This is a genomic window from Prosthecobacter sp., from assembly GCF_044232965.1.
Classification (GTDB): Bacteria; Verrucomicrobiota; Verrucomicrobiia; order Verrucomicrobiales; family Verrucomicrobiaceae; genus Prosthecobacter.
The window spans coordinates 20316-42684 of record NZ_JBIIKX010000052.1 but is presented as its reverse complement, the minus strand read 5'-3'; the positions used below and the strand labels follow the sequence as shown (position 1 = coordinate 42684).

At 60.5% G+C, this 22369-nt stretch carries 23 protein-coding genes; 15 read left to right on the top strand and 8 right to left on the bottom strand.

The features are described from left to right. Positions 1–110: 110 nt before the first annotated feature. Positions 111–872 (bottom strand): helix-turn-helix domain-containing protein, encoded by a 762-nt coding sequence (locus ACILSI_RS19080; RefSeq protein WP_395723503.1) that lies wholly within the window; start codon positions 870–872, stop codon positions 111–113. Between the two features lie 71 nt (positions 873–943). Between ACILSI_RS19080 and ACILSI_RS19075 the strand changes: the two genes are divergently transcribed. The 12 genes from ACILSI_RS19075 (at position 944) to ACILSI_RS19020 (ending at position 14014) form a co-directional block, all read left to right on the top strand. Further along, on the top strand, positions 944–1897 hold the full coding sequence (locus ACILSI_RS19075; protein ID WP_395723502.1) for an NAD-dependent epimerase/dehydratase family protein: 954 nt from the start codon (positions 944–946) through the stop codon (positions 1895–1897). Next, positions 1894–2232, top strand: a complete 339-nt coding sequence (locus tag ACILSI_RS19070; protein WP_395723501.1) for a hypothetical protein — start codon at positions 1894–1896, stop codon at positions 2230–2232. The genes ACILSI_RS19075 and ACILSI_RS19070 overlap by 4 nt, the downstream gene beginning before the upstream one ends. A gap of 1 nt (position 2233) precedes the next feature. Then, on the top strand, positions 2234–3007 hold the full coding sequence (locus ACILSI_RS19065) for an SDR family NAD(P)-dependent oxidoreductase (protein WP_395723500.1): 774 nt from the start codon (positions 2234–2236) through the stop codon (positions 3005–3007). A gap of 44 nt (positions 3008–3051) precedes the next feature. Next, a complete protein-coding gene (locus ACILSI_RS19060) occupies positions 3052–4050 on the top strand; it encodes a Gfo/Idh/MocA family protein (protein ID WP_395723499.1) in 999 nt (332 codons plus the stop codon). Between the two features lie 26 nt (positions 4051–4076). Further along, positions 4077–5165, top strand: coding sequence for a formylglycine-generating enzyme family protein (locus tag ACILSI_RS19055; protein ID WP_395723498.1), 1089 nt, complete (start codon positions 4077–4079; stop codon positions 5163–5165). 40 nt (positions 5166–5205) lie between these two features. Continuing rightward, positions 5206–6255: a Gfo/Idh/MocA family protein gene (locus ACILSI_RS19050; RefSeq protein ID WP_395723497.1), complete on the top strand. Its 1050-nt coding sequence runs from the start codon at positions 5206–5208 to the stop codon at positions 6253–6255. A 44-nt stretch (positions 6256–6299) separates the two neighbouring features. Next, the gene (locus ACILSI_RS19045; protein WP_395723496.1) at positions 6300–7658 is read left to right on the top strand and encodes a Gfo/Idh/MocA family protein; all 1359 of its coding nucleotides are present in this window, start codon (positions 6300–6302) and stop codon (positions 7656–7658) included. A gap of 21 nt (positions 7659–7679) precedes the next feature. Beyond that, positions 7680–8432 carry an SDR family NAD(P)-dependent oxidoreductase gene (locus ACILSI_RS19040; protein WP_395723495.1) on the top strand — a complete coding sequence of 251 codons (753 nt, stop codon included), beginning with the start codon at positions 7680–7682 and terminating at the stop codon, positions 8430–8432. 71 nt (positions 8433–8503) lie between these two features. Then, entirely contained in the window at positions 8504–10942 is a 2439-nt protein-coding gene (locus ACILSI_RS19035; protein ID WP_395723494.1) for a PVC-type heme-binding CxxCH protein, read from the top strand. Further along, positions 10932–11861, top strand: a complete 930-nt coding sequence (locus ACILSI_RS19030) for a S8 family serine peptidase (protein WP_395723493.1) — start codon at positions 10932–10934, stop codon at positions 11859–11861. The genes ACILSI_RS19035 and ACILSI_RS19030 overlap by 11 nt, the downstream gene beginning before the upstream one ends. Before the next feature lie 80 nt (positions 11862–11941). Continuing rightward, complete coding sequence (gene purT / locus ACILSI_RS19025) at positions 11942–13123, top strand: formate-dependent phosphoribosylglycinamide formyltransferase (protein ID WP_395723492.1); 1182 nt, start codon at positions 11942–11944, stop codon at positions 13121–13123. A 48-nt stretch (positions 13124–13171) separates the two neighbouring features. After that, positions 13172–14014, top strand: a complete 843-nt coding sequence (locus ACILSI_RS19020; protein WP_395723491.1) for a transglutaminase-like domain-containing protein — start codon at positions 13172–13174, stop codon at positions 14012–14014. Positions 14015–14020: 6 nt separating this feature from the next. On the opposite strand, the gene mtnP is transcribed toward ACILSI_RS19020, so the two are convergent. After that, on the bottom strand, positions 14021–14896 hold the full coding sequence (mtnP, locus tag ACILSI_RS19015; protein WP_395723490.1) for an S-methyl-5'-thioadenosine phosphorylase: 876 nt from the start codon (positions 14894–14896) through the stop codon (positions 14021–14023). Positions 14897–15028: 132 nt separating this feature from the next. Here mtnP and ACILSI_RS19010 point away from each other — a divergent pair, with 132 nt between their 5' ends. Further along, on the top strand, positions 15029–15274 hold the full coding sequence (locus ACILSI_RS19010) for a DUF903 domain-containing protein (RefSeq protein WP_395723489.1): 246 nt from the start codon (positions 15029–15031) through the stop codon (positions 15272–15274). After that, positions 15271–15855 (top strand): Maf family protein, encoded by a 585-nt coding sequence (locus tag ACILSI_RS19005; protein ID WP_395723488.1) that lies wholly within the window; start codon positions 15271–15273, stop codon positions 15853–15855. The genes ACILSI_RS19010 and ACILSI_RS19005 overlap by 4 nt, the downstream gene beginning before the upstream one ends. Here the strand turns inward: ACILSI_RS19005 and ACILSI_RS19000 are convergent. Next, on the bottom strand, positions 15830–17470 hold the full coding sequence (locus tag ACILSI_RS19000; RefSeq protein ID WP_395723487.1) for a hypothetical protein: 1641 nt from the start codon (positions 17468–17470) through the stop codon (positions 15830–15832). The two genes, ACILSI_RS19005 and ACILSI_RS19000, sit on opposite strands and share 26 nt — an antisense overlap. A 169-nt stretch (positions 17471–17639) precedes the next feature. On the opposite strand from ACILSI_RS19000, the gene ACILSI_RS18995 reads away from it, so the two are divergent. Next, complete coding sequence (locus ACILSI_RS18995) at positions 17640–18284, top strand: hypothetical protein (RefSeq protein ID WP_395723486.1); 645 nt, start codon at positions 17640–17642, stop codon at positions 18282–18284. A gap of 853 nt (positions 18285–19137) precedes the next feature. On the opposite strand, the gene ACILSI_RS18990 is transcribed toward ACILSI_RS18995, so the two are convergent. The 5 genes from ACILSI_RS18990 to ACILSI_RS18970 form a co-directional block, all read right to left on the bottom strand. Continuing rightward, the gene (locus tag ACILSI_RS18990; RefSeq protein WP_395723485.1) at positions 19138–19647 is read right to left on the bottom strand and encodes a hypothetical protein; all 510 of its coding nucleotides are present in this window, start codon (positions 19645–19647) and stop codon (positions 19138–19140) included. A 245-nt stretch (positions 19648–19892) separates the two neighbouring features. Continuing rightward, positions 19893–20246 (bottom strand): hypothetical protein, encoded by a 354-nt coding sequence (locus ACILSI_RS18985; RefSeq protein ID WP_395723484.1) that lies wholly within the window; start codon positions 20244–20246, stop codon positions 19893–19895. A 101-nt stretch (positions 20247–20347) separates the two neighbouring features. Next, positions 20348–20983 (bottom strand): hypothetical protein, encoded by a 636-nt coding sequence (locus ACILSI_RS18980; protein WP_395723483.1) that lies wholly within the window; start codon positions 20981–20983, stop codon positions 20348–20350. Between the two features lie 157 nt (positions 20984–21140). Then, positions 21141–21662 carry a hypothetical protein gene (locus ACILSI_RS18975; RefSeq protein ID WP_395723482.1) on the bottom strand — a complete coding sequence of 174 codons (522 nt, stop codon included), beginning with the start codon at positions 21660–21662 and terminating at the stop codon, positions 21141–21143. A 66-nt stretch (positions 21663–21728) separates the two neighbouring features. Continuing rightward, a complete protein-coding gene (locus ACILSI_RS18970) occupies positions 21729–22250 on the bottom strand; it encodes a hypothetical protein (protein ID WP_395723481.1) in 522 nt (173 codons plus the stop codon). Between the last annotated feature and the right edge of the window lie 119 nt (positions 22251–22369).

Genomic DNA, 22369 nt, shown 5'->3' with positions numbered 1-22369 from the left:
GTGGCTGCGGGAAGTTCTCCGGCGACTATCCAGAGTTCCTGCTGGCGTTGCTTGGTTTGGCGTTGCTCAAACATGCAGGGTTGTTCTCATCACCCAGGAGGAGAGGTTTTTCAACAGGCTGCTAAGTGGTGCTGACGATACGCGGCGGGGGTCAGGCCGGTCTGGGCGCGGAAGGCCCGGGTGAAAGCACTCTGGTCGTAGAAACCGCATTCGAGCGCGATGGCTCCTGCGGTGTGATTGGTGGCAATGAGATCTTGGCACGCAGCGCGGATGCGCTGGCGGATGAGGTAGCGCATCGGCGGCTCGCCGAGGAGCTTATGAAAGAGGCGGGTGAACTGCCGCTCCGACAAATGCGTGAGCGCGGCGAGCTGCTTCGTCTCGATGGCCTCTCGAAATCGCGTGTGCAGGTGGCGGAGAGCTGGCTCGAGTTGCTGGAAAGGCTGCGCCACACCGCCGACTTCATGCATGTCGTATAGCACGAGCGCGACGCCGCAGATGTGTCCACGCACATCGCGCAGCGGTGAGACAGAAACGACATACCAGTTCAACGGTCCGCTGATGTCCGGCACCATTTGCGAGTAGTAGGTGCGCGTCTTGCCGGTGCGCATCACGCGCCGGTCCTCATCCACAAAGCTGGCGGCCAGCTCGCGCGGAAAGAAGTCACGGTCCATCTTGCCGAGCATTTGCCATTCATGCTCCAGGTTGAAGATCTTCAGCGTGCGGGTGTTGGCGCAGACGAAGCGGCTTTCCTTGTCCTTGGCCAGGAAGGCGATCATCGGCAGCGTGGCGAAGAGCGCCGAGAGTTGGAGCCCGCAGCCCATGCGTTTGAGGAATGCCTGCTGAAATTGCTGCGCCCGGCGTTGTTCGTTCATGGCCGAAAAATACCAAAGGTTGACGCTCCCGGCCAATGCTTTGAGCCTTCAAGCAGCGTTATACTCGTCGCATGAAAAAGACTGTCGCCATTTTTGGAGCCAGCGGAAAGCTCGGACGCCACGCGCTGGCGGTTCTGGCCCGGCGCGGGTTTGCAGTGAGGGCGCTTGTGCATCGCACGCCCGTGGCGGGCGAGAACATCACGTCGGTAACCAGCAGCATCACGGATGCGAAGGCGGTGGACGAAACGGTGCGCGGCGCGGACATCGTGGTGCAGCTCGCCACGACCAAGGAGAACGCGGATACCTTCTTTGACGTGAGTGTGCGCGGCACTTTCAACATTCTCGAAGCCTGCCGCCGCGAGGGCGTGAAGCAGTTCATCCTCTTCGGCGGCGATGCGGCGCAGGGCATCTGGTTTTATCCGCAGCCGATCCCCATCGACGAAAATCATCCGCTCACAGCCTATCCGGGCTACTACGCCTTCTCCAAGGTCATGGAGGAGACGATGGCCGCGCAATACGCGGTGCAATACGGCGTGCCGGTCACGGTGCTGCGCTCGTCGTGGGTGTTTGAGCAGGACGACTTGCTGAATCACTTCTCGCTGCTGCGGAACGTGAACCCCGCCGAGCCTGGACATGGCTTTGGTGAAGTGAGCGAAGATGTGCTCGCGCTGGTGCGGGCCAAACAGGAGTGCATTCCCATCCTCATGGACGTGAACGGCGTGCCGCTGCGACGGCACATCGTGCATGTCGATGATGTGATGCAGGCCTTTGATCGGATGATCGACAATCCCTCGGCGCTTGGGCAAACCTTCAACATCGCCGGGCCGGCGGCTTTCGATTACCGCGTTGCAGCCGACTATCTGTCGAAGCAGCTCGGGGTGCCAACGATCGAGATTCCCAACCCGAAGTATCACCCTTTCGAGATCAACATCACCCGCGCCCGCACGGTGCTCGGTTACGCCCCGGAGAATGACTTCTTCCGCATGGCCGACCGTGCCATTTCAGAGAGAAAATCAAAACTATGAAAACATTCCATCACATCGGCCTGCCGACAGACGAGAGTCATCCCGGCGAGTATTTTGTCGAAGACACCAAGGTGTGGGTCACCGACCCACGCAAACATCCCTACAAGGTCGAGTATCTGCGCTTTGAGCCGGACAGTCCTGTCACCGGCCCCGTGCGTAACCTACCGCACGTCGCGTATCGCGTGGACGACATCCAGGCGGAGCTGCTTGGCGAACAGGTGCTCATCGAGCCCTTCGAGCCGTCGCCGAACTTCACCGTGGCTTTCATCCTCAAGGACGGCGCGGTGATTGAGTTCATGAAGTTTGAAAACGAAAGCGATCTTCCCTGGAGGTAAAATGATGAACATTAAAGACAAAGTCATTCTGGTCACCGGCGGCACGTCGGGCATTGGCGAGGCATGCAGCCGACATTTCGCATCGCTCGGCGCGCGCGTGGTCATCGCATCGAATCAACAGGAACGCGGAGAAGCTCTCGAAAAGGAGCTGCGCGATGCCGGGCACGACGTGCGCTTTGTTTTCGCCGATGTGTCACGCGAGGACAGCGTGAAGGCGATGGTGAAGAGCGCACTCGATCATTACGGCCGCATCGACGGCGTGCATTGCAACGCGGGCGTCTGGGGAAAAGGCAAGGTCACCGAGTTCGACGATGCTGCGTGGGACAAACTCATGGGCGTGAACGTGAAGAGCGTGTTCTGGACCGCGAAGCACGTCATTCCGGTGATGGAGCAGCAGGGCCAGGGCGTGTTTCTCATCACGACCTCCGTCGCGGCATTCATCGGCTTCCCGGCGCACGCGCTTTACTGCGCGTCGAAGGGCGCGCTGGAGTCCCTGATTCGCTGTCTAGCGGTGGATCATGCAGGCAAGGTGCGCGTCGTTGGCATCTGCCCCGGCACCATCGACACCCCGATGCTCGCGGCGAGCTGCGAGGGCTGGGACAAGCCCGTCGCCGAGCTTTACGCCGATGTCGCGCGCCGCATCCCGGTGCGCCGCCTTGGACAGCCGATCGACATCGCGCAGACCGCCGCCTTCCTGCTCAGCGATGACGCAGGCTACATCAATGCCACCTCCATCGTGCTCGATGGCGGCACCATGGCGCTGCCGCCGTGGTGATTTAAATCGTGAAGCCCCCTGACAACAACCCACCCACTCCATTCATGAAAAAAGTGAAACACGGCATCCTCGGTCTCGGCTGGTTCGGCGAGAAGCATTGCGAAGCGCTCGCGGCGATCCCCAATGCGGAAATCTACGCGGTCTGCACCCGCAACTCCGAACGTCTGGCCGAGGTGGCAAAGAAGTTTGGCGTGAAGAAGACCTTCACTGACTACCACGCGATGCTGGCGGACCCCGAACTGGAGTCCGTGAGCATCACCACGATGTGGGATCAGCACGCCGCGCCTGCCATCGCCGCGCTTCAGGCCGGGAAGCACGTCTTTTTGGAGAAGCCGATGGCATCAACCGTCGCCGACTGTGACGCAATCGTCGATGCGGCGAACGCGGCGAAGAGCTTCTTCATGGTCGGCCATATCTGCCGCTTCAACCCACGCTACGCCGCCGCAAAGCAGGAGATCGAGGCAGGCAAGATCGGCAAGATCATCTCCATGTATGCGCGGCGGAATCTGCCCGCGTGGGTCGGTGCCTCGGTGCTCGACAAGATCGGCCCCATCATCGGCGACGGTGTGCATGACACCGACTTGATGTTCTGGTTCAGCGGCTCACGCGCCGTGTCCGCGTATGCGCAGACGGTGCAGTTCCGCCAGCATGCCAATCCCGACCTCGGTCACGTCATGTATCGGCTGGAGAGCGGCGCGTCGTGCATTTTGGAGTCCGTGTGGTGTCTGCCGGACACCACGCCGTTTCAAATCGACGAGCGTCTCGAAGTCATCGGCACCGAGGGCTCTATCTCGATTCATGATACGCATCCGAATCTCATGATCGTGGACAGCAAAGGTGCGCGCTGCCCGGACACAACCTACTGGCCGACGATTCACGGCCAGCTTCGTGGCGCTTTGCGCGATGAGCTTGCTTACTTCGTGAACTGCGTCGCCACAGGCAAGAAGCCCACCGTCATCACGCCTGAAGAATCACGCGAGGCAGTTCTAGCCTGCCTCGCCGCCGAAGAATCGGCCCGCACAGGCCAGGTGATCAGGATTTGAGAATCAAAACACAGACAACCACCACCATGAACCTGATCCTCCGTTCCATTTTCACTTCGACGATCATCGTCGGTGTCTCCGGCCTCGCATTCTCCGCAGAGCAGGCAAAGGGTGACTCCAAGCAGATCGCGCTAGGAGGTGGCGTGACGCTGGAGATCGTTTTCATCCCGCCCGGCGAGTTCATGATGGGCAGCACGCCGGAGGAAAAACAGTGGGCCACGGGAATCGAAGGCGGCGCGCAGCCGGGGACGTCGCGCGAGTCATTCGAGGGCGAACAGCCACGACTGACGCGTGTGAAGAACGGTTTCTGGATGGGGCGCACGGAGGTGAGCGTCGGGCAGTTCCGACGTTTTGTGGACGAATCCGGTTATGTGACCGATGCCGAAAAGCCCAGCGGCGAGACGCAGGTATTTGATCCTGCATGGGACGGCTACCACCTGACGACGAAGGTCGTGCAGCCATGGAAATCGATGAAGGGCAAGAGTTGGCGCGATCCGAACTGGGGCTTCCCGAACCGCGATGACTTTCCGGTTGTGTGCGTAAGTTACAACGACATGAAGGCGTTTTGCCAATGGCTGACAGATCGCGAACGCAAAGCCGGTCGTTTGCCCGATGGACTCGAATACCGTCTGCCCACGGAAGCCGAGTGGGAGCATGGCTGCCGTGGCGGCAGCAAGGAGAGCCGCTATTTCTGGTGGGGAAACGAGATCGAGGCTGGCGAAGGCAGGCTGAACATCTCCAGCATGGATGTCCTGCCGGGGCGCTCGAAAGCATGGCCGCTGGCGAAGGTGCCTTGGAGTGACGGCTACTCCTTTGTCTCGCCCGTCGATCACTATGGCGAGAAAGGCCGCAATGATTTTGGCCTCGCCGACATGTGCGGCGGCGTGTGGGAGTTTGTCATCGACCACTTCGATCCGAATGGCGGGCACGAAGATGTCTATTATGAAAACGCGGAGCTGCGCACCGTGTCGCGACCCGTGTGCCGAGGTGGAAACTACTTTGACGTTCCCGGCAATGCGCGCTGCGCCGTCCGGTTGGGAATCAGAAACGTGGCCTATTCCGATTCGCGGGATGGCTTCCGCATCTGCCTGGGGCGGCCAGTGGCCGGCAAATAACCCAGCTTCTCCTTCCGCAATTCATCGAACCCGCACCACCATGAATCCACTGCTCGACCGCCGCTCGTTTGTTTCCCGTTCCGCCGGTGCGCTCGCCGCGATGGCTGGCACTCCTTTGCTTGCTCAATCAGCGCCGCTGAAGCTCGGCATCATCTCTGCGGCGACGTATGCGCCTACCTATGATGGATCGACTGCGCCACGCATGCCGGGCTCGCATCACGGCACCGCGTTCTCCACCACGTTCAATGGCTGGGATGAGGAGAAGGCGAAGCAGCTCAAAGGTACCTTCGTCAAATCAGGCCGCAGGCTCGAAGGCGCGCGCGTGGTGAAGATCTGGGACACCGACAAAGCCGCCGCTCGCGCGCTGGCGGATGTCTGCGGTATCGAGACCGTGACTGACACGCCCGAGCAATGCTGCGACGGTGTGGATGCCGTGCTCATCGTCGATGACGGTAGCGGCTCGCAGTGGAAATACGCGGAGCATGCACTGCGCAAAGGCGTGCCCACTTTCTGCGACAAACCGCTCGCCATGACCGCCCGCGAGGCCGCTGCTGTGGCGAAACTCGCTCGCGAGACGAAGACGCGCTTCATGTCCGCGAGCAGCCTGCGTTTTGTGCCGGACATCATCAAGCTGCGTGACGAACTGCCGCAACTCGGCGAGGTGCATCTCGCGAGTGTCATTTGCGGCAACGAACTGGTTTATTACGGCATCCACGCGCTCTCGATGGCCTACGCCGTGCTTGGCAAAGGCGCGGTGAGCGCCATCAACGTCGGCAAGCCCGGCGCGAACATCGCGCGTCTGCGCTTCGGCGAGAAGCGCGATGTTGTCCTCATGGTCGCCGATAAGGAAGTGATGCGCGGCGGCTATCAAATCAATCTCTACGGCGAGAAGGGCTGGCGCAGCATCACGCCTGATTTGAAAAACCTTTACGCCTACCTGCTGGAAGCCTTCCTCGATCTCGTCATCACCGGCAAGGAGAGCGTGCCCATCGAGGAGGAAGTCGAGGTCATCGCCGCGCTCGAAGCCGCCAAGCGTTCCCTCGAACTCGGACGCGAGGTGAAGCTCAGCGAGGTGCTCGCGGGCCTCTGATGATTTGATCCAGACAGACAACCCCATCCAACCCCAATCCAGCCATGAACTCACCCAGCCAAATCCATCTCACTCGCCGTGATTTCTTCCAGCAAAGCGGCAAAGCCGTCGCCGCATCAGCACTGGCCGGGATCGCCATCCCGCACGTCCATGCAGCGGGCAGTGACACCATTCAGCTTGCCATTATCGGCAGCGGTGGGCGTGGCAGCGGTGCCATTGCCAATGCGATGGAAGCCACCGGCAGCACCACGAAGCTGGTTGCGATGGCCGATCTGTATGAAGACCGGCTGCAAAGGGCGCACACGGCTCTCTATGACAAGTTTCAAGAGCGCATTGATGTGCCCTCGGAGCGACAGTTCATCGGCTTTGATGCCTTCAAGAAGGCCATCGACGTGCTCCGGCCCGGCTCAGGCGACATCGCTCTGCTCACCGGTTACGCAGGCTTTCGCCCGCAGCAACTTGAGTATGCCGTGGAGCGCGGTGTGAATGTCTTTATGGAGAAATCCTTCGCCACCGATCCCGTCGGCGTGCGGCGCGTGATCGCCGCCGCCGAACTGGCTGAGAAAAAGGGCGTGAAGATCGCCGCCGGTCTCATGTGCCGCCACTCGCCGAACCGCGAGGAACTCATCCGCCGCCTCCGCGCGGGTGAACTGGGCGATCTGCAATACACCCGCGCCTATCGCATGGGCCCTGCGGGAGGGCTCGGGCCGAAGCCTGCGGACAAGAGCGAGCTGGAGTGGCAGTTGCGCAACTTCACAAAGTTCTACTGGGTCTGCGGTGGCCTTTGGGCGGAGATGGACATCCATCAGATCGACGAACTCTGCTGGCTACACGATGCGCTGCCCGTCACCGCGCAGGGCGTGTGCGGACGCGCCGCGAACAGCACGGATTGCAGCCAGAATCTCGATGCTTTCAATGTCGAGTGGACCTTCCCCAATGGCACCCGCGCCATGCACACCGTGCGCTACATCGCAAAGACGCAGAGCCACTTCGCCACCTACGTGCATGGCAGCAAAAAGGCCGCGCAGTTCTCCGGCAGCACACACGCCGCCGATGTGGAGATCTACAAGGACCAGAACACCACGCGCCAGAACATCGAATGGCGCGCACCAAAGGAAAAGCACACCGTGTGGCAGAATCAGTGGAACGACTTCCTCGAAGCGATCCGCACGAACAAACCCTTCAATCAGGCGAAGCGTGCCGCGCACTCGAACCTCGCCGCCATCATGGGCCGCGCCGCCATGCACATGGGCCGCTCCGTGACGTGGGACGAGGCGCGCGCGTCGAAGTTCGAATGGTTCCCCGGTATCGACCAACTCACGCATGAGAGCGAACCGCCGATCAAGTCTGATGCCCAAGGTCGCTACCCTGTGCCCGTGCCCGGCCAGTGGACGGAACTTTGATTGATCCAACACCAACCCTTCATGAACCAAATCGACCTCAACAACCGCAACGCCATCGTCACTGGAGGTGCGCGTGGCATCGGCCGTGCCATCGCCGAACGTCTTCTTGCCTCCGGCGCTCGTGTCTCACTCTGGGATGTGGACGCGGCAGCGCTCGCACAGGCTTCGTCTGAAGTCGGCACGCCGGACACCGTGCATACCGCCACGGTGAATCTCGCTGATCTCGCCTCAGTTCAGGATGCGACCGAGGCCACGGTGAAAGCCTTTGGCAAACTCGACATCCTCGTGAACAACGCCGGCATCACCGGCGGCAACGCCAAGACGTGGGAGATCGATCCCGCCGACTGGCAGCGCGTGCTGGACATCAATCTCAATGGGCCGTTCTACTGCTGTCGCAGCGTCGTGCCGCACCTGTTGAAGAACGGCTATGGTCGCATCGTCAGCATCGCCTCCATCGCCGGAAAAGAAGGCAATCCCAACGCCGCGCACTACAGCGCCTCAAAGGCCGGCGTCATCGCGCTCACCAAATCGCTCGGCAAGGAGCTCGCCACCTCCAACATCACCGTCAACGCCGTCACGCCCGCCGTCATCGCCACCGACATCCTCGCGCAGATGCAGCAGTCGCACATCGACTACATGCTCTCGAAGATTCCCATGGGCCGCTTTGGCAAAAAGGAAGAAGCCGCCGCGCTCGTCGCCTGGCTCTGCTCCGAAGACTGCTCCTTCACCACCGCCGCCGTCTTCGATCTCTCCGGCGGTCGTGCGACTTACTGAACACAAGCACTCGCGTGTAAAGCGAGCCACAACCGCAATGTGCGCGGTGGCCGTCCGTATTCCAATTCTCCATGCACCGATCCCTTCTCCTTTTTCTCCTCCCGCTCGCCGCTTTTGCTCAATCCGGACCGCCGCCCAAAGCGCCCGATGTGCCGAAGGATCTGCCGCCGCAGATCGAGACGTTGCAACCCGGCGTCAAACTCACGCTCCTGGCCGAGCATCCCGATCTCGTCACACCGACGGGCATTGATGTCGATGAAAAGGGCAACATCTGGCTGGCCTCGTGCCACACACATTTTCGTCCTGAAGGTTACGCTGGGCCGCAGCACGATGAGATTCTGGTGTTCGACAAGGACGGCAAAAACCGCAGCGTCTTTTATAACAAGACAGATGCCACCATGCATGTCGAAGTCGGCCCCGATGGCTGGATCTACCTCGCGGAGCGGGATCGAATCCTGCGCGTGAAGGACACGAATGGCGATGGCGTCGGCGACTTGGAAGAGAACCTCGCCACGATGAACACGCTCGCGGATTACCCGCACAACGGCCTCAGCGGTATGGCCTGGCATCCTGATGGCGGACTCGTTTTCTCACTCGGCGAAAACTTCGGCAAGGACTGGACGCTTACCGCCAAGGACGGCTCCAAAGTAAGCGGTCGCGGTGAAGGCGGCGTCTTCCGCTGCACCGCCGATGGCAAAGGCCTGCGCCGCATCTCCCGCGGTTTCTGGAATCCCTTCGGCCTGCTCGTGCGTGAGGATGGCGAGATCTTCGCCGCCGAAAACGATCCCGGCAGTCGTCCGCCGTGCCGTTTGCTCAATGTCGTCGAAGGTGCCGACTACGGCTTTCAGTGGGTGTATGGCAGCGCCCCTGTGCATCCATTTGTCGCTTGGAACGGCGAGCTGCGCGGCACGCTCGGCATGGTGCATCCGAGTGGAGAAGGGCCATGCGCGGTGGTCGAACTCGGCGGCGGCGTGATGATCCCGTCTTGGAGCGATCACAGCATCGACTACTTCCCGCTCACGCGAAAAGGCGCGGGCTACACCTCGCAGCGCATCCCGCTGGTGCGCGGCAGTGATTTCTTCCGCCCCACCTGCATGGCCGTCGGCCCCGATGGTGCGTTCTACATGAACGACTGGGTGTTCAGCTCGTATCCGATCCACGGTCGCGGCCGTCTCTGGAAGGTGAAGATCGATAAATCGAAAGCGACTTGGCTCAAGACCACGCCTGACCCGCTCAACGATGACGCGCGCCTCGCCCAGGAACTGCGTGAAGGCAAAGCGAAGCTCCCCACGCCAAAGCTGCTCGAACTCGCCCGTGGTGGTGACTCTTATCTCTCCGATGCGGCTTTGACCGCTCTCGCTCGCCTGCCATGGTCCGTCGCTGAACTCAAAAAGCTCCCGGCAACAGATCGTGTCTGGGCCTTCGTCGCGCTGCGTCGCGCTGATTTGAACGACGAAAAGTGGGTGCAGGCCTTTGTGGCCGAAACCGATCCTGAAATGCGTTTCGAGTGCCTGCGCTGGATCGCCGACGCCGTTTTGACGAAGTTCATGCCCGAGGTCGAGGCGATGCTTTCCGACCCCACACTCGATTTCCGTCTCTTTGAAGCCGTCCTCGCCACTTGGAACACCCTTCGTGGCGAACCCGGCGCGGGCGTGACCAATCCCGAAGTGCTCGTCGAGCGCATCACGAATTCAAAAACGCCTGCACGTCTCAAAGGCTACGCGTTGCGGCTTGTTCCTGCCACGCACAAGGCGCTCACTGTGCCGTTGCTGAACGAACTTCTCGCCGCAAACGATGACGTGCTCACACTCGAAGTCGTGCGCACGCTCGCCGCCCGCAAAGCCTCCGCAGAAGTCGCGGCTGATGAAAAGCGCAGCCCGCAACTCCGCGCCGAGGCCATTCTCGGCGTCGAAGACACCGCCTTGCTGCAAAAGCTCGCCAAGAGTGACAACGCCACCATCCGCGATGAAGCCCGTCGCGGCCTGCGCTTCACCAAGCACGACAAGTCCTTCACCATGAGCACCGCTCGTCCCGCATTCGACGACACCGCCGCGTGGTTGAAGATGCTGGATTCACTTCCCAGCACTGCCGATGTCGAGGCGGGCCGTCGTCTCTTCTTTCATCCCAAAGTCGCCCTCTGTGCCTCCTGCCACCGCCAAAGCGGTCGTGGCAACGTCGTCGGCCCTGACCTCACCCTCATCGCACAGCAGGGCGACCGTGCCGCCATTCTCCGCTCGATCCTCGAACCGCATCGCGAAGTCGCCCCGCAGTTCTACCCCTCGCTCGTGAAGCTCAAAGACGGCACCGAGTTCACCGGCATTCTTCTCCGTTCCTCCAGCAGCGAAGTCTTCCGCGACCTCACCGGCAAAGAACGAGCCTTCCCCGAAGCCGACGTCATCAGCCGCACCGAAATCAAAATGTCCCTCATGCCACCGGGACTCGTGATGTCGCTCACCGATGCCGAACTGCGCGATCTGCTGGCCTTCCTCACATCCAAACATGAGCGTTAAAGGCATCGTTGCTGGCTTGCTGCTGTTCTCCAGCCTCGCTTCCGCACAAGAACCTGCCCAGCCAGCCGAGTTCGAGCACGCGGGCGTTCTCGCGGCATGGAAGGCCTACGCCGACGTGCTCACCTTCGGCAAAGGTCAGACGCTCGCGTTGCTCGATGATGGCTGCACGATGTCGCGCCCCGAATGGCAAGGGGACAAGGTGAAAGTCACTTATGATGCGGTGGATGGTGACAACGACCCGAAACACGAAGGCAAGGGTTACCACGGCAGCACGATTGGCATCCCATCGTCGGTGAATCACGGCGGAAAACGCGGCGTGGCCTACAACAACCAGATCGCCATTGTCCGCAGCCTCGAGTGCTGCCATTGCAAGATCAGCGATGCCGCCTCGCTCGCCAAAGCGCTGCAATGGGTCATCGACCATCATGCCGAGCATCGCATCACGACGGTGAATCTCGCGCCAGTGGACGATCAGGAGCATGCGGAGCCAGTGGCGACAGAAATCGACGCCAAGCTCGCGAAACTGCGCGAACTCGGTATCTGGGTCAGCGCTCCGGCAGGCAATCACGGCTTCACGAAAGGCATCTCCTGGCCCGCGAGTCAGCCGAACTGCTTTGCGATTGGTGGCGTGAAGCCGGGGCAGGATGTCGTCATTCTCGACCGTCACGAAAAAGTCGAGCTTCTCGTCCCCGCAGTCGCCACCAGTTCCTCCAACGCCATTCTGTGCGGCTCGGTGATGCTCCTGCGCGAGGCGATCGAGAAAAGCGGTTACGATTGGAAACAACACGGCCCCGACATGGCCAGCGCGATGATGAAGATCCTGCAAACCACCGGCGTGAAGGTCGAGGACAAGGCCAGCGGCCAGACGTTTCGCCGCCTGGATCTCGTGGCCGCATTAAAGCTTGTGATGGGGAAATAGATCAGGATTCACGAATCGAAGCGCATGAATCCGCATGAATCGCGGTTTGAAACCCGCCGACTGCCGTCCTAAATGACGGCATGGCACGCATCGGCACCCCCCTTTCCTCCTCCGCTACCAAAGTCATGCTCCTCGGCTCCGGCGAGCTGGGCAAGGAGGTCGTCATCGAACTCCAACGCCTCGGCTGCGAGGTCATCGCGGTGGACCGCTACGCGAACGCGCCGGCCATGCAGGTGGCACATCGCAGCCACATCATCTCCATGCTGGATGGCGAGGCGCTGCGCCGTCTGGTCGAGGTGGAGAAGCCGGACTGCATCGTGCCGGAGATTGAGGCCATCGCCACGGACACGCTGCTAGATCTCGAAAACGAGGGCTTCCGCGTCGTCCCTACCGCCCGAGCAGCCAAGCTCACGATGAACCGCGAGGGCATCCGCCGTCTCGCCGCCGAGGAGCTGGGCCTCAAAACGTCGCCGTATGTGTTTGCCGCCACCGAGGAGGAGTTCCGGGCCGCGATTGAAAAAATCGGCATGCCCTGCGTGGTAAAGCCGATCATGAGCAGCTCCGGCAAGGGCCAGAGCGTGGTGAAAACCGCCTCTGACATCAAACACTCGTGGCAATACGCCCAGGAGGGCGGACGCGCGGGCAAGGGCAAGGTGATCGTCGAAGGCTTCGTGGAGTTTGATTATGAAATCACGATGCTGACCGTCCGACACGCTGGCGGCACCTCTTTTTGCGCCCCGGTGGGCCACACGCAGATCAAGGGCGACTACCGCGAGTCTTGGCAGCCGCACCCGATGTCGAAAAAGGCGCTCGAAGCGGCCGAGCACATGGCCGGGGCGATCACCGAGGCGCTCGGCGGGCGTGGGCTCTTTGGTGTCGAGATGTTCATCAAGGGCGATGATGTGATCTTCAGCGAGGTCTCGCCGCGTCCGCATGATACCGGACTCGTCACGCTCATCTCGCAGGACTTGAGCGAATTCGCGCTGCATGTGCGGGCGATCTTGGGCCTGCCGATTCCGAACATTCATCAACACGGCCCCAGCGCGAGCTGCGCGGTGCTCGTCGAGGGTGAATCGTCCAAAGTGCAGTTCGGCAGCCTCGACGAGGTGCTGTCCGAGCCGGACACGCAGGTGCGCCTCTTTGGCAAACCCAGCGTCAGCGGCCAGCGCCGCATGGCCGTGACGCTCGCCCGCGCTGAGAACATCAACGAGGCCCGGGCCAAGGCGCACCGGGCGGCGACGGCGATGGAAATCCGGCTTTGAATCAATTCATCATTGCATTCAAGGCGCGCGGCGTGCTAACACCATGCCATGTCTGCGTTGCCGCACCTGAATCACCTCATCAAGCTGCTGGACGACGACTCTGAAGTCGTGCGTCAGGCGGTGCGGCAGGAGCTGACGGTGATGCGCCGGGAACTGCCGCAACACATCGAGGCACTGGAGACACCGCTTTCAGCCGAAGAGGAGCGGCTTGTGGCGCAGTTGCTGGAGCCGGCGCGCCGCACCGAGCTTGAGGAGACCTGGATGCGCTGGCGCTGGCTGGAAGGGCCGGACGCGCAGCTTGAGGAGGGCCTGAGCCAGCTTTCCGCCTTTCTGAACGGCTGGAAGACACAGTCCGCCGATCTCACCAAACGCCTCGACGCGCTGGCGGAGGAGGCTTTTGCCGAAAAAGGCCGCATGGACGCGCATGAGCTGGCGCAGTGGCTGTTCGCGCCGCACGGCGGCGTGACCCGCTTCAAAGGCAACAGCAAGGACTATTACTCGCCCGCGAACAGCAACCTGTTCTGGGTGCTGGACACCGGCCTGGGCAACCCGATCAGCCTGTGCTGCCTCTATCGCCTGCTGGGGCATCGTTTTGGCATTGAGATCGAGGGCTGCAACTTCCCCGGCCACTTCCTCTCCCGCGTGACGTATCGCGAAAAGACCTGGCTGGTCGATTGTTTCAACCGCGGTCGCTTCATGCTGGCTGCGGATGTGGCGAAGCATCATCCCGCCGCCAATCCGGGGATGGAAGACCTTATCCGCGAACCCGCCACGGCCGAGGCCACGCTGCTGCGCATCCTGCGCAACCTGGACGAGGCGCACGAACGCCTCGGCCATCTGCATGACCGCCAGTTCATGCGCCGACTGGCGGTGAAGCTGATGGAGGATTGATTTTCCTCACACAAACCGCTGCAAAATCGGCAGCAAGTCTTCCACTGTCTGCTCCGGCCAGAGTTTACGGTCCGTCATGAGCGCGGTGTCGAGGGCGCGGTGCTCGGGCCAGTTCGGCTCGGTGGGAATCTGCGGGATGACCTGGGCGAGGATGGCCTTGGCGGCGGCGACATTCGCGTGCAGGTGGCCGATGACGGATTCGGCGGTGACAGCTTCCTCCTCGATCTTCCAGCAGTCGTAATCGGTGACCAAGGCCAGCGTGGCGAGAGCGATCTCGGCCTCGCGGGCGAGCTTGGCCTCGGGCAGGTTAGTCATGCCGATGACATCGAAGCCGAGCTGGCGGTGCGCGTTGGATTCCGCCCGGGTGGAAAAGGCGGGGCCGTCCATGCAGACGTAGGTGCCGCCGTTGTGGACGCGGCGGCCCTGGGAAACGACGGCGTCATGCAGCAAGGCGCGCAGCTTGTCGGAAAGCGGGTCGCCAAAGGCCACATGGGCGACGATGCCGCGCCCGAAGAAGGTGTGCTGATCGCGGCGGCTGGTGCGGTCGAAGAACTGGTCCGGCAAAACGATGTCACGCGGGTGGTACTGCTCCTGCAGGCTGCCCACGGCGGTGACGGCGATGATCCAGCGCACGTTCAGGCTGCGTAGCGCCCAGAGGTTCGCACGATGGTTGAGCTCGGTGGGCAAAATGCGGTGTCCTTTGCCGTGACGAGGGAGGAAATAGACCCGGCGACCAGCCAGCGTGCCAGTGACCAGCGCGTCCGAGGGCGGGCCGAAGGGCGTCTGAAGGGTGATCTCCTCGCGATTTTCGAAGCCTTCGAGGTCGTACAGGCCGGAACCGCCGATGATGCCAATGGCCGGGGGAAGATTTTCTCTCATCATGGCAGGTTAGAAGGCACGGTGGCTGCTTCAACCTGCATCATTCCGTTGCTTGAAATTGGCACGTTCATGAAGGATGAACATAAACTGCGAAAGTCACGTCTGAAGAGAGCCGTTTAAACCGCGCCTGTTGTCATGAAAGCTCTGTTTCTTCCCTTGCTGATCCTGCCCGTCCTATCGCTGGCCTCGTGCTCGATGCCGGCCATGCTGGCATCCACCGCGCCACACAAGATCAAGCTGAAGGACGGGCGCGAGGTGATGTGCTCCGGCGAGCCGCAATACCAGGAGAAAACCGGTTATTATCGCTACCGCACGCCGGACCATCGCGACGCGGTGATCCGAGCGGATGATGTGGCGGGAATCCTGGGCAAAGACGCGTGAGCCGGAGACCGCTTGTTCTTGCCTCCGCCTCGCCACGCCGGGTGGATCTGCTGCATGGAGCGGGCTTTGATTTTGAGATCATCGTGCCGCAAGTCGAGGAGGCGCACGATGCCGCGCTGAGCCCCGAGCAGCTCACGATCGAAAATGCGCGGCGAAAAGCATGCGCGATCAGCCTTATCAAGCCAGGTGCGCTGGTGATCGGCGCTGACACCCTGGTTTATGTCGATGGGGAGCCTCTGGGAAAACCGGCGGACATGAACGAGGCACTGACGATGGTGAGGCGGCTTTCAGGCCGCGCCCACGAGGTCTGCACCGGTGTGGCTTTCGCCTGCGACGGCAGGGTCGAGCGCGAGCTGCATGTCATCACACATGTCATTTTCAAGCCGCTCAATGACGCGGTCATTCTGGACTATCACTCCAAAGTCAACCCGCTCGACAAAGCGGGCGCCTACGGCATTCAGGAGCACACAGAGATGCTGCTGGAGCGGATGGAGGGCTCTTTCACCAACGTCGTGGGCCTGCCGGTGGATGAGGTGGCGGCGGCGTTGCGCGAGCTCAGCGCAGCAGATCCTGCTCCTTGAGGATTTTGCCATCGCCCATGACGGCGGTGAACTTGCCGCCGTTGCGACGGGCCAGATCGGCCATCTCACGCGCCGCGTCCGGCGTGCCCATGACTGTGGTGTGGATGATGGTACGTTTGCCACGGTTGTTCTCCTGAGTGATGATGTCGATCCAGCCCTGTTCATCCGAGCGCAGGCCGTCGGTCATGAAAAAGATCACCTCAGGCTTCGGGCTGCCTTTGAGGGCCATCAGGAGGCCGCTGCCCCAGTTTGTGCCGCCTGGATTGTTCGACTCGGCGATGATTTTTTTGCTTTTGCTGATGTTGGTCGGATTCGCGGCCAGATAACTGTAACGCGGAATGCTGATGTTTCGGTTCGTCGGGGAGATTTTCCATTCATAGTTGCTCAGGGCACGCATGTCGTTGCTGTCCACCACGTCATGCGGCCAGGCGAAATCGGAGAAATAGAGGATCTGGTACGCGGTGCCCGCCGCCATCTGACCAATGCTCTTTGCCAGCTCACGTTTGAGCAAATCAAAACGGGACAAGCTGCTTCCGGTGACTGACGCGGACATTGAGCCTGACACGTCCACCACAAACACCACATGCTTTGCCGAGGCGGTGTTGCCCAGGAACGAAATCTTGCCGCCCGCCCCTCCAGAAGTCACCCCGGTGCCGAAAGAGCCGAATGACGACCCGACATTCAGATCATTCGCACTGGCGGAGAAATCGACCTCCGGCATCGCGATGTCGCTGATGCCTGTGGAAAGCAGAGGCGAAACCGAGGCGGCCATCGGACTGGTCTGCGGCGCGGCGGTGGTGACTTTTTTCCACGACTCGTTCTCTAATTCCTCCACCGCGCTCGTCGCCACGATCTCCGGCGGGGTGAAATCGAGCATCGGCACATGCATGAGGAGCAAAATGAGCGCCACAGCGGCGTGAACACCTACCGTCATGATCAGGGCGCGCTTTTTGGCGTTCATGATCACGCCGGAGTTGTCCGCAGGCGGGGCCTCGGGATCAACAGCGACCGCCGTCGGAGCCTTCAACTCATCAGGCTCTTTGGGGGGCTGCTCCTTCGGAGATTCCGTTTGGCGCGGCATTCCCGCCCTGCTCAGGGGTGCCGGGGCCACAGGAACGGTATGGTTTTCCTTGGAGCCACGGCCAAAAGACACCCCGGGCGTCGCCCGAGGTTCAACGCGGCCCGGAACCACCGGCTCGATCTCCTGACGCGGCTCGGCAAGCGGGGCCGGGCGCGGCTTCGGTGTCACAAGGGTGGGTGCGTCGATCCCCTGATCAGCCGCAAACGCCTCCCACATCGCACGGCCGCTTTGTCCTGCATCCTTGGCGTGATCAGGCTCAAAAGTGCGGATTTTCTGAGGGGCTGCCGGGGCTTTGACAGAAAGCTGCGGAGGCACGGCCACTGGAGCCGGAGGCGCGATGAAGGGGGGCGGATCTTCATGCTGAGGTTCTTCAGCATGAAACGACTCAACCGCGTCATGACGCGGTTCTGGCGCGGGGGGAGGTTCCACCGGCGGCGGCCTGGCGCTCCCCAGTTCCTCTTTGACCACGTCCTCGTCATCCACCGAATCAACGGTGGGCAGAAAGCTATAATCATCGGGAACGTGCCGGGGCATGGGCGGGGATACTCGCGTCAAACCGCCGCGGTTCAAGGAAGTTCCTGTGCGGTGCCGCCGCACGGGCACGAACGGAGGCCAGCCCCTTACAATCTGCCTGGGAACATGTAGATGGCCTTTCGAGGCCGGGATGAATACAATCACCGCGAAACCATCCAATCCCACCACCATGCAAACCATCACTGAAACCGTTGCCCCCGCCGCACCGCGTGCGCATTCCAGGAAGAAAGTTGTTCTCATCACCCTCGCCGTCGTTCTCGGCTGCGCGGGCATCGCCGCCGCCACCGGGGCGCTCTGGGTCAAGCACACGTTCTATCCCTCGCCCATCCAGCCCGTGAGCCTCACGGCGACCGAGAAAGCGGAGTTTGACAACAAACTGCAAGTCCTCGGCAATCCCGCCGCCATTCCTGCCGACGAGGCCAACCGCACGCTGCTCATTTCCGAGCGCGAAGTAAACGCCTATCTGGCGCAGCAGCAGCTCGGCGAGAGCGTGCAGGTGAAATTCGGCGACGGCCATGTGTCTGCCGCGCTCATCTTCACCGCACCGGAGGATTTCCCGGTCTTTCCGAATCAAAAAATCCGCGTGCGCTTCACCTTTGGCACCAGCCTCACGCCAGAGCACAAACTCTCACTGAAACTCGATGACCTGAGCCTCGGCGGCATCTCGCTGCCGAACAGTTGGATCGGCGACATCAAGGGCGTCGATCTCGTGGCCGAAAACGTCGAAACCGACCCTGCGCTGCAAAAATTCCTCGCCGGCATCCAGTCCATGGAGGTTCGCGACGGTGCTTTGAAGCTGGTCTTGAACAAGTGATCGAGCCAAGGCTGCGACCTCACGGGCCGACCTGTCAGCGCCGCAAAAAAGCGGCACCGACAGGCGGTTCAGAACCAACCGTTCCGTTTGAGAGCTTGGTTAAGCCGATGCCGTTAAGCCATCCCGCTCTGAAGGGGCGAGCCGGAGGCTCGCAAGAAAAAAAGCCGGTGGTGAAGCGAGGCTTGGCGAGGGAGAGCCACCGGACCCACAAGCAAACAAGCACGCCTATGTCACCGCGCCCTGGAAGGGCGCGAGAAGGGTGGTGCCTTCCCAAAGCATGGTCCCACCAAGCCGCGTTCGTTTCTCGCGCTCCTGCCGGAGCGCGGAGGGTGGCAGAGTTGTGCGCGGCCCTTGGTCCGGTGGTTCTCGATGGCTGCGCCATGTTGCTTCGCTTCGCTCACCCTGCGGGCAGCCTGCGGCTGGCGGTCTCACCTTGCTCGGCTCACCACCGGCTGAGTTCTTTCGAGCCCTCCGGCTCGCTTAAACAAACCCACAGTGTCTAGGTTGGCTCAGGAGCATTCCGAGGAGGAGCGGCCTCACCGAGCCGTTTACTGGCAGGATTGATCCAATTAACCGGAGGAATCGTTCATTTATCCTGCCGAAGAAGCCGTTTAACCGGCGGTAAAGCACGTTCATTCGACAGGAAATTCGGTTTATTCGCTGGTTTATTGGTTGGTTGCGCCGGAGGAATGGATTCATGCGGCGGTTAAACACGTTCTCCTGGCGGTAGAACGGATGATTTGGCAGGAAATTCGGATTGTTCTGCCGGTGAATCGGCTGATTGCGCCGGATGAACGGCTCATTTCACCCGTAAAAGGGGCTGGAATGCCGGTAAATGGCGCGAGAAGCGCCCTCATTCCGTTGGGGCAGGCGTGGATTCGGCGGAAACGACCGAGGAATCGCTGCTGGCGGGCAGTGTTTCCGCCGGAGCGGGGCGGGGAACGGTGCAGCGGTAGAGACTGCCGTTCCGGCCTGTCCGTGCTTCGGCAATGACCACCTTCCCCTGCCGGATCATGCGGTTGAGAAAGGTCTTCACCGTGCTGCCATCCGGGAAGTTCCGCGTGACCTTGTACACCGCCCGTTTGAAGTCCTGCGGGGCGAAGCCGCCCTCGGGCATCTGCACCAGGCACTCCAGGAGGATCTCGTCATGCGACTTGCGCTTCTCTGCCGGGGCCAACGCTTGAATCGGTGCCGCGGAAGCTGGCATGGCAACCGCCCTCACATTCACCGCTGCCGGAGTGGTTGCCAGCATGGGCAGGTGCTCCTCCAGCAGTGCTCGCACCTTGCGCACCATCTCCAAGTCCGCGACCAACTTTGCTTCCAGCCGCGCCAGAGCATCCGGGGATAAATCAGAAACCGTCATGGCAAAGGGTGTTCCATTGATTAAAGGGCGTCAAACGGAAGGTTTTCCGTTTCGGGGCAGCACCTCAAGCACGGTCTCAAGTGTTTGGCATGCACTATCTGCCAGGCATCTGCCCTAACGCTTCGGATCAGCCGACGGCCTCGGCGGCGCGGGTGGAGCGCACGGTGCGCTCACGAACTCCCGCGACGCTCGAACGCACGGCGGGGAGGCCGTTCGCTGCAGCGCATAGTTAGGCCGCGTCGCTCTCATCGCCAATCCACCTTTCTGACGCGACCGCCGCCCAACGTAACCGTTGCTGTTTGCCGCTGCTCATCAACGACGAGGGGCAACCGCCAACTCTTGCTGTCGTCGCCGTCCAACGTGTGAGTCTCAGTGCTGCCGCCAGGTGAAGTGACGCGCAACTCGGTCGAGTAAAAGTCCACGCGATTCCAATACTGCACGACTCGGAACGAATGCCCGCTGGCAAGCCGCTGCTCTGCGAGTGTATGCTCGGGCGCGCTGATAACGTCGGGCAGCCAAACGCCAATCAGCAGCGGAAGGATGAACAACGCCCCAAGCAGCAACCCGGCAATCAGCAAGATGACTCGTAGCTTCTTCATGGCGTGGTCGAGCGGCCTAACGCTTCGGATCAGGCGACGGCGAGCGGGAAGCGTTGATGACACGACAGATGCCATACGAGCCGTTGCCTGCATCCGTTTTGTTAACTATCATTTTTGCGTGGTTTAAGGCCGTCTTTGGTTAGATCAAACAAATTCCAGGTGAGCAGCTTGGCACCATCTGCTTCCTTCTCCCGTATTATGGCTTTCATCGCTTCGAGGTAAGCAGGGCCACCGTCAGGAAAAACAAGCATGGCCTCACGATGCGGAATCGAAACGATGAGCTGCCCAGACCCAAGCGCCTTTGAGAGTGCTGCGTAAAGGCCGGTCCAAGTGGAACTCGCGGCTGCCGCCCAGTGACCTCCAAACAGCGCAAAGGGTTTTCCTTGCGGGCCGCTGGCGAACACGCTGCTATGCACCTTGTGTTCTTTGATCAGTGCAGCCAGATTGGAGTCTGCCTGCTTCTGGGCTTGCTCGGGCGTCAGCCCGAGTTTCTTCAGATCGTCTGGCAGAACATTCTGAACTAAGCCATCAAGATCATGAACTAACACGATGAAGAGATCATGCCCGAGTGTTCTGGTGATTCCGTCCGGCTGTGTCGGGCCGTGCTGAAGATACTCTTTCGGTACAACATACGGGTAGATCAACTCAGCATGAGGAGTCACCTTCGGCGCAGGTGCGACTAGGGGCGCCGCAGCAGCCGCAGTCGTTGAGAAGATGGTGAGGAGGCGCTTGAACATAAATTCTTGGGCTAACGGTTAAGCTCTGACACGGGAGGGGTGGCGCAGAGCATGAACGGAGTGGGTGATATTCAAACTGCGATGGACTTTGATATGACAACACGCGCCCTCCCGTTGTCCAGCAGCGCCATTGTTCGCCCTTGGAGTTTAAGCGCTTTCATGGTTTCAGCGTGATTGTGTTGATGCCGTCTCGGAGAATAGACTCCATCTTTGGAAATTCATTCTTCGTGGAGTTAAAATTGAACATGAGCATCTTGCCCTTGTGCGAAGTAATCAGAACAATGTTGTGAATATCTTGGTCTATCGCTCGTGAGGTCATCTCCATCAGAAGCCACTTCTGGCCAGCCAAATCTACGAGAGCATTCTGTTTCCATTCGATCCCTGGAATTATGCGGTCGAATACCTTCGTGAACGCCTCCTGTACATCCGGCAGGTCGGATAGTTTGACAGATTGCTCTTGGAGTTGATAGGCGATAGTTGTCGATCTGTCTTCTGTGCCAACTACCTGCTTGGGTGCGTTAACTGAGGGATACTTCACGTTGATTTCTTCTTGCGAGAGTTCGGAGAACTCTCCTGGAATGCTAAAAACGACTGAGCCGCCGTCGATGGTAACGTCCTTCGATGAGGCAAAGGAACTCAGCAGCAAAAAGACGACGATACGAATGGTGTTGGCTTGCATGGTGTGTAGTCCCGTTGGTGGGCTAACGGTTAAAAGTATTCCTTGGTTATCCTGAAGTCGGCGAAGTCATGCCTCTGAACCCGCGCTATCTCTGGAAAGTTGCTGAGCCAACTCACGAGTTAAAGCAACCTCTGCGTCCTTCGATCCAAGCCAGTTTAGTGCTATGTGATGCTTCTTAGCGATTGTGTGAAGCGTGAGGATTCGCTGTCCGCTCACCTCGCTCTGGCTCAAGCCGGTGATCTCAGCGTAGGGCAATCTAAATGGTCGCTTGATTGGGAATCCGACCGGAAATGAAATGGCCTCGTTGGTCAAGACAACGTCCGGCACTCCATGAACCAATGTGGTGACAATCATCCACCCAGCAACCAAGACGAAGAGAATAGATAATGCTGTAAGAACCCAATAGAAGGTCGAGGCACCTGAGGGACTAAACTCGATGATCCCATTCAGTATGAGTCCCTTCGTGTTCGTGGATGCCTTTTGGCCAATCACGGCGGCACAAGCACCGAAAAAAAGGCCGCAAATGAGCATGACCTTCAGTGAAGGTCGGCAGCGGAATGTCATGGATTGCTGTTCTGATGTTATCATGGTGGGCGTGTTGATCCGTGCAAATATGATTCACAGAACGTGTGCTTTGTCAGCAGATTTATATCCACGGATTTGTTCGAATAGTGCGGACTGGAGCTTCCATAGGTGTCGATAGACAC